Origin of the sequence: Bradyrhizobium campsiandrae (assembly GCF_014529705.1) — a bacterium.
GTDB classification, from domain to species: domain Bacteria; phylum Pseudomonadota; class Alphaproteobacteria; order Rhizobiales; family Xanthobacteraceae; genus Bradyrhizobium; species Bradyrhizobium campsiandrae.
Map to the genome: position 1 here is coordinate 72,340 of NZ_JAANIH010000036.1, position 15,347 is coordinate 87,686.

General features: G+C 65.8%; 17 protein-coding genes and 1 tRNA gene. 15 read left to right on the forward strand and 3 right to left on the reverse strand.

Features of this window, described 5'->3' with window-relative positions; translation table 11 throughout:
• Positions 1-14 precede the first annotated feature (14 nt).
• The 12 genes from G8O24_RS25050 to G8O24_RS25105 all read left to right on the forward strand — a co-directional run bounded on the left by G8O24_RS25050 (position 15) and on the right by G8O24_RS25105 (position 10,665).
• Positions 15-88, forward strand: a tRNA-Gly gene (locus G8O24_RS25050).
• 37 nt (positions 89-125) lie between these two features.
• Positions 126-548: a ribose 5-phosphate isomerase B gene (rpiB, locus tag G8O24_RS25055; protein WP_188104021.1), complete on the forward strand. Its 423-nt coding sequence runs from the start codon at positions 126-128 to the stop codon at positions 546-548.
• Between the two features lie 190 nt (positions 549-738).
• Positions 739-1,320, forward strand: a complete 582-nt coding sequence (locus tag G8O24_RS25060; protein ID WP_188104022.1) for a helix-turn-helix domain-containing protein — start codon at positions 739-741, stop codon at positions 1,318-1,320.
• A 10-nt stretch (positions 1,321-1,330) separates the two neighbouring features.
• Positions 1,331-1,792, forward strand: a complete 462-nt coding sequence (locus tag G8O24_RS25065; protein WP_188104054.1) for a GNAT family N-acetyltransferase — start codon at positions 1,331-1,333, stop codon at positions 1,790-1,792.
• A gap of 103 nt (positions 1,793-1,895) precedes the next feature.
• Positions 1,896-2,969, forward strand: coding sequence for a LacI family DNA-binding transcriptional regulator (locus tag G8O24_RS25070; protein WP_188104024.1), 1,074 nt, complete (start codon positions 1,896-1,898; stop codon positions 2,967-2,969).
• An 85-nt stretch (positions 2,970-3,054) separates the two neighbouring features.
• Entirely contained in the window at positions 3,055-4,509 is a 1,455-nt protein-coding gene (gene xylB / locus G8O24_RS25075) for a xylulokinase (RefSeq protein WP_188104026.1), read from the forward strand.
• Positions 4,510-5,832 (forward strand): xylose isomerase, encoded by a 1,323-nt coding sequence (xylA, locus tag G8O24_RS25080; RefSeq protein ID WP_188104027.1) that lies wholly within the window; start codon positions 4,510-4,512, stop codon positions 5,830-5,832.
• A gap of 12 nt (positions 5,833-5,844) precedes the next feature.
• Positions 5,845-6,618, forward strand: coding sequence for an ATP-binding cassette domain-containing protein (locus G8O24_RS25085; protein WP_188104029.1), 774 nt, complete (start codon positions 5,845-5,847; stop codon positions 6,616-6,618).
• Positions 6,618-7,700, forward strand: coding sequence for an ABC transporter permease (locus G8O24_RS25090; protein WP_188104031.1), 1,083 nt, complete (start codon positions 6,618-6,620; stop codon positions 7,698-7,700). Before G8O24_RS25085 ends, G8O24_RS25090 begins: the two co-directional genes overlap by 1 nt.
• A gap of 96 nt (positions 7,701-7,796) precedes the next feature.
• A complete protein-coding gene (locus G8O24_RS25095) occupies positions 7,797-8,729 on the forward strand; it encodes a sugar-binding protein (RefSeq protein ID WP_188104033.1) in 933 nt (310 codons plus the stop codon).
• 106 nt (positions 8,730-8,835) lie between these two features.
• Positions 8,836-9,813, forward strand: a complete 978-nt coding sequence (locus tag G8O24_RS25100; RefSeq protein ID WP_188104034.1) for an aldo/keto reductase — start codon at positions 8,836-8,838, stop codon at positions 9,811-9,813.
• Between the two features lie 3 nt (positions 9,814-9,816).
• Positions 9,817-10,665, forward strand: coding sequence for an amidohydrolase family protein (locus G8O24_RS25105; RefSeq protein WP_188104036.1), 849 nt, complete (start codon positions 9,817-9,819; stop codon positions 10,663-10,665).
• A gap of 179 nt (positions 10,666-10,844) precedes the next feature.
• Here the strand turns inward: G8O24_RS25105 and G8O24_RS25110 are convergent, their stop codons facing one another.
• The 3 genes from G8O24_RS25110 to G8O24_RS25120 all read right to left on the reverse strand — a co-directional run bounded on the left by G8O24_RS25110 (position 10,845) and on the right by G8O24_RS25120 (position 13,482).
• Positions 10,845-11,210, reverse strand: a complete 366-nt coding sequence (locus G8O24_RS25110) for a nuclear transport factor 2 family protein (RefSeq protein ID WP_188104037.1) — start codon at positions 11,208-11,210, stop codon at positions 10,845-10,847.
• A 112-nt stretch (positions 11,211-11,322) separates the two neighbouring features.
• Positions 11,323-11,673: a RidA family protein gene (locus G8O24_RS25115; protein ID WP_092289080.1), complete on the reverse strand. Its 351-nt coding sequence runs from the start codon at positions 11,671-11,673 to the stop codon at positions 11,323-11,325.
• Positions 11,674-11,811: 138 nt separating this feature from the next.
• Entirely contained in the window at positions 11,812-13,482 is a 1,671-nt protein-coding gene (locus G8O24_RS25120; RefSeq protein ID WP_188104039.1) for an FAD-binding dehydrogenase, read from the reverse strand.
• A 250-nt stretch (positions 13,483-13,732) separates the two neighbouring features.
• Here G8O24_RS25120 and G8O24_RS25125 point away from each other — a divergent pair, with 250 nt between their 5' ends.
• The 3 genes from G8O24_RS25125 to G8O24_RS25135 all read left to right on the forward strand — a co-directional run bounded on the left by G8O24_RS25125 (position 13,733) and on the right by G8O24_RS25135 (position 15,163).
• Complete coding sequence (locus tag G8O24_RS25125) at positions 13,733-14,254, forward strand: hypothetical protein (protein WP_188104041.1); 522 nt, start codon at positions 13,733-13,735, stop codon at positions 14,252-14,254.
• A gap of 102 nt (positions 14,255-14,356) precedes the next feature.
• Positions 14,357-14,548 (forward strand): hypothetical protein, encoded by a 192-nt coding sequence (locus G8O24_RS25130; RefSeq protein WP_188104042.1) that lies wholly within the window; start codon positions 14,357-14,359, stop codon positions 14,546-14,548.
• A 24-nt stretch (positions 14,549-14,572) separates the two neighbouring features.
• Positions 14,573-15,163 carry an SCO family protein gene (locus G8O24_RS25135; RefSeq protein WP_188104044.1) on the forward strand — a complete coding sequence of 197 codons (591 nt, stop codon included), beginning with the start codon at positions 14,573-14,575 and terminating at the stop codon, positions 15,161-15,163.
• Positions 15,164-15,347 lie beyond the last annotated feature (184 nt).

A 15,347-nucleotide genomic window follows, 5' to 3' on the forward strand; every position in this document is an offset into this window, starting at 1 on the left:
GCAGACGCGCATCCGCGGGCGTAGTTCAATGGTAGAACGGCAGCTTCCCAAGCTGCATACGAGGGTTCGATTCCCTTCGCCCGCTCCAATCCCTGCATCGCATCGCGCACCTCGAGGGCATGGACATGCTCGATACCGTCGCCATCGCCTGTGATCACGGCGGCTTTGCCCTCAAGGAAGCGCTGAAGGCCGCCTTGCCCGAGGTGAGCTGGCTGGACCTTGGCACTGACGGCACGGGCTCCGTCGACTATCCCGATTTCGCTAACAAGCTCGCCGATGCCATCAAGGCCGGCAAGGCCGGGCGCGGCATTCTCGTCTGCGGATCGGGCATCGGCATTTCGATCGCCGCCAACCGCCATCCGCATATTCGTTGTGCGCTGGTGCACGATGTCACGACCGCGCGGCTGTGCCGCCAGCACAATGACGCCAATGTGCTGGCGCTGGGCGGACGCACGACCGGTGAAGCCGTGGCCAAGGACTGTGTCGACGCGTTCTTGAACACGGCCTTCGAGGGCGGTCGCCACCAAAAGCGCATCGACAAGCTCTAGCCCCGCGAGACCCCGCTACACCCGGAAAAGCCTGGTGCGCGGCTGCGCCGGCCGGTTTGTCGTGCCATTTCCTGCGCAAAGATTCCAATATATTAGCCCCTCGCTGCCGGCACGTGCCGCGCCTCCGGCCTAGACTTCTTTCGCCCGGCGGATGCGGTCCTGTGCCAGGCGATGTTCGGATCAGGAAGCCATGGACCAGCAAAAACTCGACAGGGCGATCGGTCGCCGATTGAAGATCCTGAGGACCCAGGCCGGCATGACCTTGAACGAACTCGCGAGCCGCTCCGGCGTCAGCCGGGCCATGATCGGGCGGGTGGAGCGGGCCCAGAGCAGCGCCACCGCGGCGCTGCTCAACAAGCTCTGCGCGGCGCTCGATGTCTCGCTCAGCGACGTCGTCGCGCTCTCGGAGAAGCCGCCGGAGCGGCTGACCCGGCTTGCCGACCAGCCGCAATGGCGCGATCCCGACAGCGGCTACCGGCGGCGTCACGCCTCGCCGGCCGATGCGGCGAGCGGCATCGAGATCATCGTCGTCGACCTGCCGGCCGGCGCGCGCGTGGCTTACAGCCCCTGGGGCCGCAACGCCTTCACCCAGCAGCTTCTGATGCTGGAGGGCGCGGTCTGTGTGCATATCGACGCCAAGGCGGTGCGCCTGCGCGAGGGCGACTGTCTCGATTTCGACGTCATGCGCGCGGTGACCTTCGAGAACGAAACCAAGCAGGATGCGCGCTACGTCATCATCACCAGGCGCGGAACGTCGTACGGGAAGATGTAATGTCATGACAATGCAGGTTCGTATCGGCGACACCTTCGATCCGCGCGTCGTCGCGCTGCTCGATCATCACGTCGCGGCGGCGCGGGCGCAGACCGCCCCGGGCAGCGCGCACGCGCTCGATCTCGCCGGCCTTCGCGCCAGCGACGTCGCGTTCTGGACCGGCTGGGACGGCGAGACGCTGGTTGCGACCGGCGCGCTGAAGACGCTCGCGCCCGACCACGGCGAGGTGAAGTCGATGCACACGCTCCAGACCGCGCGGCGCCGCGGCTTTGGCGGCCAGATGCTTCGCCACATCATCGCCGAGGCGCGCCGGCGCGAGATGGTGCGGCTCAGCCTCGAGACCGGCTCGTGGGATTATTTCAAGCCGGCGCACGCGCTCTACCGCGCCCACGGCTTCGTGCCCTGCGCACCCTTCCAGGGCTATGTCGAGGACCGCAACAGCCTGTTCCTGACGCTCGATCTGGGCATCTAGTGCCCCGAATGGGCGCGCCGATGCCCGGCGCCATGGTCCAAAATGCCGTCCCGGCCCTCAAAATGAGTTGCGTACCTCAAAACACCTCTGCTAGCCTTCAGCCATGGCCCAAGAGACTTCCGCCCAAGAGACTTCCGAAGGTCTGACCGTGGCTGCCGCGCTGACTTTGAAGGACATCGCCCGCGAGGCCGGTGTCAGCCTCGCCACGGTCGATCGTGTGCTGCACAACCGCCCCGGCGTGCGGCCGGACACGGTCCGGCGCGTGCAGGAGGCGATCGCCCGCAATTCCTTCCAGCCGCATGTGGCCGCCGCCGAGCTCGCCCGCGGCCGCGCCCGCCGCTTTGCCTTCGTGATGCCGTCGGGGCCAAACCCGTTCATGCAGCAGATCGAGGCCTATCTCGGCGAAATGTCGACCTGGCTCTCGGCCCGGCGCCTCAATGTCGAGATGATTGCGACCGACGTGTTCGATCCATCCGTGCTTGCGGCCTCGCTGGAAGCGCTGTCGGACGATTACGACGGCGTTGCGGTGGTGGCGCTGGATCATCCCGGCGTGCGCGCTGCGATCAACGACCTCGTCGAAGCCGGCACCAAGGTGGTGACGCTGGTCTCGGATGTGCCCTCGTCGCGCCGGCACCATTATGTCGGCATCGACAACATCGCGGCAGGTCGCACCGCCGGTGCCTTGGTTGGCCGGCTGGTCGGCCTCCGTTCCGGCAAGGTCGCCATCGTCGCGGGATCGCAGGGCCTGCGCGATCATGCCGAGCGTATTTTTGGTTTCAATCAGGTGATGGCGTCGGAATTCCCTGGCCTTGGCGTGCTGCCGGTGCTGGAGGGGCGCGACGAGGACGAACGCACGGAGCAGGGGCTGACGCGGCTGTTCGGCAGGCATGCCGACATTGTCGGCCTTTATAACGTCGGCGCCGGCACGCAAGGCGTGGCCAACGCGTTGAGTGGGGCTGGCCGCGACAAGCAAATCGTCTTCGTCGGACACGACGTCACCGTGCTGACGCGCCGGCTGTTGTTGCAGGGTGTGATGGATGCGGCGATCTCGCAGAACCCGGGACATGAGGCGCGCGCCGCCGTGCGCGTGCTGCTCGCGCTCGCCCGGGGCGAGCCGATTTTGCACGAGCAGGAGAAGATCAGGATCGACATCGTGATGCGGGACAATCTGCCTTAGGCCGGAACGACCGGCGGCGTGAACGAGGGCGGCCCGCGGGGCAGGCGACGGAGATCGCCGACCGGGCCAAGCAAGGGAGGACGGCGTGTATCTTGGACTGGACATCGGCACGTCCGGTGTGAAGGCGGTGCTCACGAACGAAGCCGGCGCGATCGTCGCGACGGCGACCCGTGAGCTTGCGCTGTCGCATCCCGCGCCGTTGTGGTCCGAGCAGGATCCCGACTCCTGGGTCGATGCGGCGATCGGGGCGGTCGATGATCTTGCCGGGCATCATCCGCGCGACGTCGCGCAGGTGGCTGGCATCGGGCTGTCCGGGCAGATGCATGGCGCGACGCTGCTCGGTGAAGATGGCCGGCCGCTGCGCCCCGCCATTCTCTGGAACGATGGCCGCTCGCATGCCGAATGCGTCGAGCTCGAGCGCCGCTGTCCCTCGCTGCACGCGATCGCGGGGAATTTGGCGATGCCCGGCTTCACCGCGCCGAAGCTGATGTGGGTGGCGCGGCACGAGCCCGCCATTTTCGAGCGCGTCGCCAAGGTGCTGCTGCCGAAGGCCTATGTGCGCTATCGCCTCACCGGCGAGATGGCCGAGGACATGTCGGACGCATCGGGCACGCTGTGGCTCGATGTCGGCAGGCGCGATTGGTCGGCCGACCTGCTCGAGGCGACCGGGCTCGGTCTGCATCACATGCCGCGCCTCGTCGAAGGCAGCGAGGCGAGTGCGGTGCTGGCGGGCGAATTCGCGCAGCGCTGGGGCATGAGAAAGGACGTCGTCGTGGCCGGCGGCGCCGGCGACAATGCCGCGAGCGCGATCGGCCTCGGCGCCATCGCCCCTGGCGATGCCTTCCTCTCGCTCGGCACGTCGGGCGTGGTGTTCCGCGTCACCGACCGCTTTGCGCCGGCGCCTGAAGCGGCGGTGCATGCGTTCTGTCACGCGCTGCCCGGCCTGTGGCACCAGATGGGCGTGATGCTGTCGGCGGCGGCCTCGCTCGCCTGGCTCGCCGCGCTGATGGAGGTGCCGGCCGCTTCCCTGCTGGCGCCGCTCGGCGAGCGCGTTGGCGGCCCGAGCCCGGTCCAATTCCTGCCTTATCTTGATGGCGAGCGCACGCCGCACAATGACGCCGCCGCCAGCGGCGCCTTCGTCGGCCTGCGGGCGGCGACGGGGCGCAGCCAGATCGTGCAGGCCGTGCTCGAGGGCGTTGCCTTCGCGGCGCGCGACAATTTGGCGGCGCTGAGCGCAGCAAGCGGATCGATCGCTGAACTCGATCTGGTCGGCGGCGGCTCGCGCTCGGCGCTGTGGGCGCAGATCTGCGCCGACGTGCTCGGCATTGCCGTGCACCGCGTCGAAGAGGGCGAGGTCGGTGCGGCGCTTGGCGCCGCGCGCCTCGGCCGCCTTGCGGTCACCCGTGAAGATCCGGCGCAAGTCGCTGCCCGCCCGCGCCGGCTTGCGAGCTTCGTGCCCCGCGCATCCGTCACCGCCGCCTATGACGAGGCCTATCGCCGGTGGCGCGAGCTTTACCCCGCGTTGAAGGAGAGGACTTAAGTGAACGCGCCAGCCAAATTCTTCGATGCAAGTGCTCCTGTCGCCTTTGCCGGCAAGGATGCCGGAAACACGCTCGCCTTTCGCTGGTACGACAAGGACCGGATGGTTCACGGCCGCAGGCTGGAGGATCATTTGCGTTTCGCGGTCTGCTATTGGCATTCGCTGTGCTGGCCGGGCGGCGATCCCTTCGGCGGCGAAACCTTCTTGAGACCCTGGCACCACGGCACCGATGCGATGGCGATGGCGCGCGCCAAGGCCGATGTCGCCTTCGAGCTGTTCCGCCTCCTGGATGTGCCGTTCTTTACCTTCCACGACGTCGACGCGGCACCGGAAGGCAATTCGCTTCAAGAGTCCGTCGCCAACCTCAACGCCATCGCCGATCTGTTCGAAGCGAAGATGGCCTCAGCCAAGGTCCGCCTGCTCTGGGGCACGGCGAACCTGTTCACGCATCGCCGCTACATGGCGGGCGCCGCCACCAATCCGGACCCCGACATCTTCACCTATGCCGCCGGCCAGGTCCGCGCCGCGCTGGAGGTGACGCATCGGCTCGGCGGCCAGAACTACGTGCTGTGGGGCGGGCGCGAAGGCTACGAGACGCTGCTCAACACCGATCTCAAGCGCGAGCTCGACCAGCTCGGCCGTTTCGTCTCGCTCGTCGTCGAGCACAAGCACAAGATCGGCTTCAAGGGACCGATCCTGATCGAGCCGAAGCCGAAGGAGCCGACCAAGCATCAATATGATTTCGACGTCGCCACCTGCTACGGCTTCCTGGCGCGCTACGATCTGCTCAAGGACGTCAAGCTGAATATCGAGCAGAATCACGCCATCCTCGCCGGCCATTCCTTCCACCACGAGGTCGCGCTCGCCGAGGCGCTCGGCGTGTTCGGCTCGCTCGACATCAACCGCGGCGACGATCTGCTCGGCTGGGACACCGATCAGTTCGCGATGAATGTCAGCGAGCTCGCGCTGGTGTTCCACGAGATCCTGAATCGCGGCGGATTCACCTCGGGCGGGCTCAATTTCGACGCCAAGATCCGTCGCCAGTCGATCGACCCTGAGGATCTCCTCCATGCCCATGTCGGCTCGATGGATGCCTGCGCGCGCGCGTTCCTCGCCGCCGCCGACATGCTCGATGCCGGCGCGCTCACCGCACCCCTCGCCTCGCGCTACGAGGGCTGGGCCGGGCCCGAGGGCCGGGCGATCCTTGGGGGTCAGCGATCGCTCGCCGATCTCGCCGACCGTGCGCTCGGTCCCGGCTTCGACCCGCAGCCGCGCTCGGGACGGCAGGAATATCTGGAATCGCTGGTCAACCGTTACGTCTGAGTGAGGTCGATGATGGCAAATGCCGAGACAGCAAGCGCTGACGCAACACCGATCCTCGAACTCCAGGGCATCGGCAAGGAGTTTGGTGCGATTCGTGCGCTGCACGACGTCGACCTGCAGGTGCGCCCCGGCGAGGTGATCGGCCTGATGGGCGACAACGGCGCCGGCAAGTCGACACTGGTCAAGATCATCGCCGGCAATTTCCGCCCCACGCATGGCGAGATCCGCTTCGGTGGCAACGCGGTCCATTTCAACCGGCCGATCGATGCCCGCGCGGTCGGCATCGAGGTGGTCTATCAGGACCTTGCTCTGGCCGACAATTTGACCGCCGCTGCCAACGTGTTTCTCGGCCGCGAGCTGAAGCGGAAGTTCGGCCCCATCGCGCTGCTCGACCACAAGGCGATGGCATCGCGCGCGCTGGAGCTGTTCGGCGAGTTGCGCTCGGAGACGCGGCCCGACGATCTCGTCAAGCAGATGTCGGGCGGCCAGCGCCAGGCCGTCGCGATCGCGCGGACGCGGCTCTCCAACGCGCGGCTTGTGATGATGGACGAGCCGACGGCTGCGATCTCGGTCCGCCAGGTCGAGCAGGTGCTAGGTCTGATTCACCGGCTGAAGGAGCAGGGCGTCGCCGTGATGCTGATCTCGCACCGCATGCCCGACGTGTTCGCCGTCTGCGACCGCGTCGTCGTGATGCGGCGCGGCGAGAAGCGGGCCGACAAGCCGATCCACCAGACCAGCCCGGAAGAAGTCACCGCCCTCATCACCGGCGCGAAGGAGGCAGCGTGATGGCCATGCCTCTGGAGTCCCCGATCACCTTCTCCAATGTCGGCAAGAGCAAATGGTGGCAGCGCGGCATTTTTGCCTCGCAGACTGGCTATGTGCTGCTGGCGCTGGCGGTACTGCTCGTCATCATGCACTTCGCCAGTCCCTATTTCTTCACTGAAGGCAATATGCAGAACGTGGCGAAGAACTTTTCCTTCGTCGCGATCGCAACCCTCGGCGTCACCTTCGTCATCATCACCGGCGGCATCGACCTCTCCGTGGGATCGATGATGTGCTTCTCGGCGATCATCACCTCGATGGTGATGACGGAGCTGTCGACGCCAGGCGGGTTCGGCGCCTCGCTGTTCGTCCATATGGCCGCCGATGGCAAGACCGTGGTCGCCAACATCCCCGGCCTGATCCTGCTGGTCTCCGTGCTGGCGGGTCTCCTGGTTGCGCTGCTGGTCGGGCTCGTCAACGGCTTCTGCATCGCCATGCTCGGCCTGTCGCCCTTCGTCACCACGCTCGGCATGCTCTCGATCGTGCGCGGCCTCTGCTACGTCGTCACCAACGGCCGTGGCAGCTTTCCCGGCGGACCCGATGCCGATTATTTCTATGCGCTGACCTCGGGCGACGTGTTCGGCCTGCCCGTGCCCTTCATCTATCTGGTGATCCTGGCGCTGACGATGGCCGTGGTGTTGCACCACACCTCGTTCGGCCGCCACGTCTTCGCGCTCGGCGGCAACGAGAAGGCGGCCGAGCTCACCGGCATTCCGGTCGTGCGCGTGAAGATCGAGGTCTATGTGATCTGCGCACTGGCCGCGGGCCTCCAGGGCATCATCATCTCCGGCTGGCTCGGCTCCGCGCCGGCCAACATGGCGACCTCCTACGAGCTCAACGTGATCGCGGCTGCCGTGATCGGCGGCGCCAACCTTGCCGGCGGCATCGGCGGCCCGCTCGGAGCCATCGTCGGCTGCGTGCTGCTCGAAGTGATCCGCAACGGCCTCGTGCTCGCGCAGGTCTCGTCCTACTGGCAGCAGGCGCTGGTGGGCGTGATCATCATCCTGGCCGTGCTGGTCGACCGCATACGCTCGCGGATGATTTGACGTGACGTCGTTTCGGGAAGGCAAAGAAAATTCCGCCTGTCCGCTTCCCGGACGAATCTTTCAAAGGACAGGCCCCAAACAAGGGTGGAGGAGACCATGAGGAAGCTTCTTCTTGCCGGCATCGCGGTGGCGATGATGGCGACGCCGGCATTTGCGGCGAACTACCGCTTCGTGATCGTGCCGAAGGCGATGAACAATCCGTTCTTCGACTTCGCGCGCGATGGCTGCCTGAAGCGCGCCAAGGAGCTTGGCAATATCGAGTGCATCTACAAGGGGCCGGTCGAGCATGAGCCGGCGACGCAGGCGCAGATCATCCAGGACTTCATCACCCAGAAGGTCGACGGCCTTGCGATTTCGGTTGCCGACGTCGCGGCCATGACCAAGTCGATCGAGGCGGCGACGGCCGCCGGCATCCCCGTCATCACGTTCGACGCCGATGCGCCGGGCTCCAAGCGCATCGCCTATATCGGCACCAACAACAAGGAGTTTGGCGTCGCGCTCGGCAAGCAATTGCTGAAGCTGCGGCCAGACGGCGGCAAATACGCCATGGTTTCGGGCGGGCCCGGCGCCAAGAATCTCGCCGAGCGTGTCGACGGCGTCCGCGAGGCGTTGAAGGGCTCGAAATGGACCGAAGTCGCGGGCTCTCCGAGCTTCTGCAACGACGATCCCGCGCTCGCGGTTCAGCAGATGACCGACATGCGAACCGCAACGCCCGACCTCGCCGCGATCGTTCCCATCGGCGGTTGGCCGATGTTCGCCCCCGAGGGCTTCAAGGCCTTTGCCTCCAGGTCGAAGAAGGACATCGACAGCGGCAAGTTCACGCTCGTCGTCGCCGATACGCTGAAGATGCAGCTCGAGCTGCTGCGCGACGGCTATGCCAATGCGCTGGTCGGCCAGCGTCCGTTCGAGATGGGCGAGAAGGCGATGGACACGCTGCTCGCCATCAAGAAGGGCGAGAAAGTGCCGGAGATCGTCTATACCGGCCTCGATCTCGTGACCAAGGACAACGTCGCGCAGATGTTGAAGTAGCCGATGTTCCAATAGGAGTGACGCCAGCCCCGCGCTCCTATGGCTCTCTCCCGCTTGCGGCTGCCGCAGGCGGGAGAGATATTGGCGCGTGGAAGGAATAAGAACAATGAAACGTAAGCGATTGGGCTCCCTCGACGTCACCGCAATCGGTCTCGGTTCCGCCCCGCTCGGCGGATTGTTCAGCCCCGTCAGCGACTCCGATGCGGAAGCGACGCTTGTAGCCGGCTGGTCGGCCGGCATCCGCTTCTACGACACTGCGCCGCTTTACGGCTTTGGCCTCGCGGAGCGGCGGCTCGGCGCCTTCCTGCGGCAGCAGCCGCGCGAGGCCTACGCCATCTCGACCAAGGTCGGCCGCCTCTTGCGCGTGCCTGACGGCGCGGCGGTCGAGGACGATCACTACAAGGGTACGCAGGCCGAACGGCCGGTGTTCGACTTCTCCCATGATGGCGTGATGCGCTCGGTCGAGGAGAGCCTCGTCAGGCTCGGGCTCGACCGCGTCGATGTGCTGCTCGTGCATGACCCCGACGATCACTATGACGAGGCTGTCGCCGGCGCCTTCCGCGCGCTCGAACGCCTGCGTGCCGACGGAACGGTCAAGGCGATCGGCGCCGGCATGAATCAGTCGGAGATGCTGGTGCGCTTCGCCGAAGCCGTGCCGATCGACTGCTTCCTGCTCGCCGGCCGCTACACGCTGCTCGACCAGGGCGCACTGGATGCCCTGTTTCCGATTTGCCTGGCGAAGAACATCGGCATCCTGCTCGGCGGCATCTACAACAGCGGCATCCTGGCCAATCCGCATACCGGGGCGAAGTTCAACTATCAGGATGCCGATCCAGCGCTCGTGGCGCGCGCGCTTGAACTCGACCAGCTCTGCCGCAAGCACGGCACTGAATTGAAAGCCGCCGCACTCCAGTTCTGCATGGCCCATCCGGCCGTGACGGTCGCCGTGATGGGGGCGCGCAACGCCGCCGAGGTGGCCGACAACATTGCGATGTCGGAGCGCGCGGTGCCGCAGGCCTTCTGGCAGGAGCTGCGCGCGCGTCACCTCGTCGAGGCGCGAGCGCCGCTGCCGGGCGGAGCGTGAACCATGATGATCGACGCGCACCAGCATTTCTGGGATCCCGCCCGCGCCGATTATCCCTGGATGAATGCCCCGGAGCTCGCGCCGATCCGCCGTGCCTTCGCGCCCGCCGATCTCGCGCCGCTCCTGAAGGCGAACGGCATCGACGCCAGCATCCTGGTGCAATGCCGTTCGTCGCTCGAGGAGACCGAGGAATTCCTGCAAATTGCTCATGCGACGGCTTCGGTCATCGGCGTCGTCGGCTGGGCGGATCTGACCGATCGTGCGCTCGGCGATACGCTCGATCGTCTGCGCGCTTTGCCCGGCGGCGCAAAGCTCGTCGGCATCCGCCATCAGGTCCACGACGAGGCCGATCCCGACTGGCTGCTGCGCGAAGACGTCCAGCGCGGACTGGCAGTATTGTTTGCCCGCGATCTCGCCTACGATTTCCTCGTTCGCAGCCGCGAACTGCCCGCTGCGATCGCGACCGCAAAGGCCTTTCCGCAAGCCCGCTTCGTGCTGGACCATGCGGCAAAGCCGCCGATCGCCGTTGGCGGCAGCACGGAATGGTCCAAGCGTGTCGCCGCGCTCGCGGCTTGCGATAATGTCTGGTGCAAGGTCTCCGGACTCGCGACGGAAGCGACATGGACCGATTGGGACGCCGAGCTTCTATTCCCGTTCGTCCAGCACGTCGCGACTTGCTTTGGCGAGGATCGCCTGATCTTCGGCTCGGACTGGCCGGTGTGCCGGCTCGCCGGCAGCTATGGCGAGATCAAGAGCGCGCTGGAGGCGTGCCTGGCGAAGCTGGGCTCAAGCGTGCGCGAGAAGGCGTTCGGAGTGAATGCGAAGGCCGCGTATCGGCTGGCGGGTACGTAGCCGCTGTATGTGCGTCATCAAAGGTGTCGTCCCGGCGAAGGCCGGGACCCATACCCAGGGAGCAGTTTGGCGAAGATTAGTCGTTCGGTACTCCCACCGCGCGCGATGGATGTATCGCGCGGTATGGGTCCCGGCCTTCGCCGGGACGACGATGGAGAATGAGGAGGCGCTATGCCCTCTCACGCGCCCGCGGGCACCTGGTCCAGGAATCCCGTGATGCTCCTGATCCGCCCGTCTTGCAGCACGGCGAAATCAGTCCCCTTGATCGGGCTGTCGACGCCCTCCGGGCCGAGGCCCCACTGGAAACGCAGATGTTCGCCGTAGCCGTTGGACTCGCCGATCAGGCTGAACCTGAAATCGGGGAAGCGCTGCTGCACGCCTGATATCAGCGCATCGATCCCGTCGGGGCTGTCGCCCTTCATCAGCGGATCGACATAGCTCGCATCGGCTGTCCAGAACTCAGTGAGCAGTTCGCGGCGGCGGCCTGGCGCGCGCTCATTCCAGAGATCGATATAGCGGCGGGCGATGGTAACGTGGTCGGTCATGGTGCTCTCCTTCGATGGCGCCGTGTGGTCCGGCTGACCTGACTATCGAAGATTTGCGCGCGCCGATCGATTACCTCTGAGGTTATCGGCGCGCGCCAGCTCAAACACAAAATTACTTCGCGGCGGTGACCATGATCTCGACGGTGTATTGCGGCGCCGCCAGCTTTGCTTCGACGGTGGCGCGGGCCGGCGTGTTGCCGGGCGACACCCAGCCGTCCCACACGGCGTTCATTTCCTGGAACGTCTTCATGTCGGTGATGTAGATCGTCGCCGAAAGCAGCTTCGACTTGTCGGTGCCGGCCTTGGCGAGGTGGCCGTCGATCGTCTTGAGGATGTCCTGAGTCTGCTTGGTCACGCTTTCGCCGGCCGCGTTGCTGGCGACGACGCCGGCGAGATAGACGGTGTTGCCGTGCACGACGACCTGGCTCATGCGCGGGCCGGTTTCGAAACGCTGAATGCTCATTTGCGGGATCTCCTTGAGGGAATGGCGGCCTTGTCTAGCTCACTGCTCCACGCTCTGCCACCCCGGGCACGCATGGCGTTGTCGGGCATGCATGCATGACCGGCAGGGAGCCCTCGTCACGGCCGTCCGCCATATCGTCTAGCCCGCTGCCTTGGCCGCGGCGCGGCCGGCATTGCGGCCGGAGAACAGGCAGCCGCCGAGGAAGGTGCCCTCCAGCGAGCGATAGCCATGCACGCCGCCGCCGCCGAAGCCCGCGGCTTCGCCGACCGCGTAGAGACCGGGAATGATCTGCCCCTCGCTGCCGAACACACGCGAGTCCAGATCGGTCTCGAAGCCGCCCAGCGTCTTGCGGGTGAGGATGTTGAGCTTGACCGCGATCAGCGGTCCCTGCGCGGGATCGAGAATGCGATGTGGCGCGGCGGTGCGGATCAGCCGATCGCCGATGTAGCGCCGCGCATTGTGGATGTTCATCACCTGCGCATCCTTGACGTAAGGATTGGCGATCTCGCGGTCGCGCGCCTCGATCTGCATCCTGATCTCGTCGAGCTTGAGCAGATCGTTGCCGGCGAGCTTGTTCATGGCGGCGACGAGGTCTTCGATCTTGTCGCGCACGATGAAGTCGACGCCATGACTCTTGAACGCCTCCACCGGCGCCGGCGCGCCCTTGTTGGTGGCGCGGCGCAGGGTCATGCGCCAGCTTTTGCCGGTGAGGTCGGGGTTCTGCTCCGAACCCGACAGCGCGAACTCCTTCTTGATGATGGCCTGCGTCAGGACGAACCAGGAATAATCATAGCCCGTGGACATGATGTATTTGAGCTGGCCGAGCGTGTCCGAGCCGGGGAACAGCGGCGCCGGCAGCCGCGTGCCTGTGGCATCGAACCACATCGAGGAGGGGCCGGGCAGGATACGGATGCCGTGTCGCGGCCAGATCGGTGACCAGTTCTGGATGCCCTCGACATAGTGCCACATGCGGTCGCGGTTGATCAGCCGCGCGCCTGATGTCTCAGTGATGCCGATCATGCGGCCGTCGACATGTTCGGGCACGCCCGAGATCATGAACTTCGGCGGATCGCCGAGCCGCTTCGGCCAGTTCGCCCTGACCAGGTCGTGGTTGCCGCCGATGCCGCCGGAGGCGACGATCACGGCCTGCGCCTTCAGCGCGAACTCGCCGATCACGTTGCGCGACGAGCTCTTGCCGCGCTCGACATCGGTGGCTTCGAGGATCGCGCCGCTGACGCCGTCCACCGTGCCGTTGGTGATGGAGAGCGCATCGACGCGGTGACGAAATTTGAAGATCAGCCGGCCGCTCTTCGCGGCTTCGCGCGCGCGGCGCTCGAACGGCTCGACGATGCCGGGCCCGGTGCCCCAGGTGACGTGAAAGCGCGGCACCGAATTGCCGTGGCCCATCGCGTCATAGCCGCCGCGCTCGGCCCAGCCGACCACGGGGAAGATGCGATGGCCCATCGCGCGCAGCCAGGCGCGCTTCTCGCCGGCGGCGAAGGCGACATAGGCCTCGGCCCATTTGCGCGGCCAGAAATCATCGTCGCGGTCGAAGCCGGCGGTGCCGAGCCAATCCTGCATCGCGAGCTCGAACGAGTCCTTGATGCCGAGCCGGCGCTGCTCCGGCGAATCGACCAGGAACAATCCGCCGAACGACCAGAACGCCTGTCCGCCGAGCGACTGCTCGCCCTCCTGGTCGACGACGATGACGCGCTTGCCGGCATCGGCAATCTCGGTCGCCGCCACCAGTCCCGATAGTCCTGCGCCGACGACGATGACGTCCGCCTGCTCCGCCCAAAGCTCGGTCATGAGTTCCCCCCTGTAGTTGCCCGGGATTGAAGCCGGCGGTTGCACCTGAGATCAAGGGCCTGACGCGTAAGACATCGTTAACTTGTTCCACTTTGGGATTGAGGCCGTCCGAGTGCAGCGCGGACGCAACACTGGATTTGAATTTGTTTTGACCGAGCCGGCGTGCCTAGACAAAACCGCAGAGTCGACGGACGCTAGGCGCGCATCACCACCTGACACGCAGATTCGTAACCGACTGGGGCGGGGGCTAATGAAGGTTCTGACGGGGTTGCTTGCGGCGGTTGTTCTGATCGCTTGCATGGGCGCTTCTCACGCAGTGGTTCGGATCGCGGACGACCGCGGCGGTCGGATCGGAACCTATGTCGACAAGTACCAGGACCTGCGCCAGTCCGGCGATACCGTGATCGTCGATGGCCTCTGCGCTTCGGCCTGCACCATCGTTCTCGGCGCCATCCCCCACGATCGCATCTGCGTGACCTCGAGCGCGACGTTCGGCTTCCACGCCGCCTGGGATTTCGGCGCCAATGGCAAGGCCGTCACCAATCCCGAAGCGACCCAGATGCTCTATGCGATGTATCCCTCGCAGGTGAAGCGCTGGATCAACCAGCGCGGTGGGCTCACCCCGCACATGCTGTTTCTGAAGGGCAAGCAGCTCCAGGCGATGTACAAGCCCTGCTACCTCGATGCCCAGGCCTCGGCGATCAAGCCGCCGCGCCGGCCCCTGCCGCAAGCCGAACCGCTCGAATCCGCGCGGGGCCAGCTGCTGCACTGACATCCTCGGACGGGATCGCTTGGCCTGTCTGCGGTGCCTTGCCCGCAGGCAGGCCAAAGCCTATTTGAAGGCTTGGGAACCCACGCCTCTGCCCCGATCCTCATGGCTCAACCACTGCCTCAGGCACATCAGCTAGACAATTCGCCCACTGCCGGCCGCACGGCGTCCGTGCTGCTATGGGCCGGCGCCGGCGTCGGGGGGCTGATGGTGATCGGCGCGCTCGCGCTCTGGTTCCACTACGGCACCCAGGTGTTCTTCGAAATGATCAGGACCGGCTTTGCCGCCTGCTTCTGACCTGCGACAGGAAGTTTTCCGCTCATGAGTTCCGCTGCCCGTCCGCTGGTGATCGCGACCGCCTTCGCCGCAAGCCTCGTCGTCGGTCTGTTGGTGCTGTTCTGGGCCATGGGCGGGGTCAGCAAGGTGGCGCAGCCGGCCGCGATCGGCGGCCCGTTCCAGCTCACCGACCAGAACGGCAAGGCCATCAGCGACAAGAGCCTCAAGGGCAAGCCGACCCTGATCTTCTTCGGCTACACCCATTGCCCTGACGTCTGCCCGACCTCGCTGTTCGAACTGTCCGAGGTGCTGCGCGCGATGGGCAAGGACGCCGACAAGGTCAACGCGGTCTTCATCTCGGTCGATCCCGAGCGCGACACGCCGGCGACGATGAAGGACTATCTCTCCAGCTTCGATCCGCATCTGGAGGGCCTGTCCGGCGATCCCGCCGAGACCGCCAAGGTGCTGACGTCCTACCGCGTCTACGCCAAGAAGGTCCCGACCAAGGACGGCGACTACACCATGGACCACACCGCCCTGATCTACCTGATGGACCGCGACGGCCGCTTCGTCTCGCCATTCAACCTGAAGCGGACCCCGGAAGAGGCGGCGGCGGATTTGAAGAAGTATCTCTGAGGCCTATGGCCATTTGTATTTCGGCTCGCGTTCCCGGGCGGATGGTCTATAAGGCCTTCCGATCCCAATGAAATTCATTCATTTCCGGCCGATGGCTCCATCGCAACAGGCGAAATCGCCCAAATCTGCCCGTGGCTTGCTGACGGGGCTGGCCATTGCTGCGTGCCTGCTCGCAACGGCGCCC

Coding starts and splice junctions, on each gene's coding strand:
- G8O24_RS25090 (WP_188104031.1), top strand. CDS start 6,618: ATGGCCATGCCTCTGGAGTCCCCGATCACCTTCTCCAATGTCGGCAAG.
- G8O24_RS25110 (WP_188104037.1), bottom strand. CDS start 11,210: ATGACCGACCACGTTACCATCGCCCGCCGCTATATCGATCTCTGGAAT.
- rpiB (WP_188104021.1), top strand. CDS start 126: ATGCTCGATACCGTCGCCATCGCCTGTGATCACGGCGGCTTTGCCCTC.
- G8O24_RS25135 (WP_188104044.1), top strand. CDS start 14,573: ATGAGTTCCGCTGCCCGTCCGCTGGTGATCGCGACCGCCTTCGCCGCA.
- G8O24_RS25070 (WP_188104024.1), top strand. CDS start 1,896: ATGGCCCAAGAGACTTCCGCCCAAGAGACTTCCGAAGGTCTGACCGTG.
- G8O24_RS25125 (WP_188104041.1), top strand. CDS start 13,733: ATGAAGGTTCTGACGGGGTTGCTTGCGGCGGTTGTTCTGATCGCTTGC.
- G8O24_RS25065 (WP_188104054.1), top strand. CDS start 1,331: ATGCAGGTTCGTATCGGCGACACCTTCGATCCGCGCGTCGTCGCGCTG.
- G8O24_RS25115 (WP_092289080.1), bottom strand. CDS start 11,673: ATGAGCATTCAGCGTTTCGAAACCGGCCCGCGCATGAGCCAGGTCGTC.
- G8O24_RS25085 (WP_188104029.1), top strand. CDS start 5,845: ATGGCAAATGCCGAGACAGCAAGCGCTGACGCAACACCGATCCTCGAA.
- G8O24_RS25100 (WP_188104034.1), top strand. CDS start 8,836: ATGAAACGTAAGCGATTGGGCTCCCTCGACGTCACCGCAATCGGTCTC.
- G8O24_RS25120 (WP_188104039.1), bottom strand. CDS start 13,482: ATGACCGAGCTTTGGGCGGAGCAGGCGGACGTCATCGTCGTCGGCGCA.
- G8O24_RS25130 (WP_188104042.1), top strand. CDS start 14,357: ATGGCTCAACCACTGCCTCAGGCACATCAGCTAGACAATTCGCCCACT.
- G8O24_RS25060 (WP_188104022.1), top strand. CDS start 739: ATGGACCAGCAAAAACTCGACAGGGCGATCGGTCGCCGATTGAAGATC.
- G8O24_RS25095 (WP_188104033.1), top strand. CDS start 7,797: ATGAGGAAGCTTCTTCTTGCCGGCATCGCGGTGGCGATGATGGCGACG.
- G8O24_RS25105 (WP_188104036.1), top strand. CDS start 9,817: ATGATGATCGACGCGCACCAGCATTTCTGGGATCCCGCCCGCGCCGAT.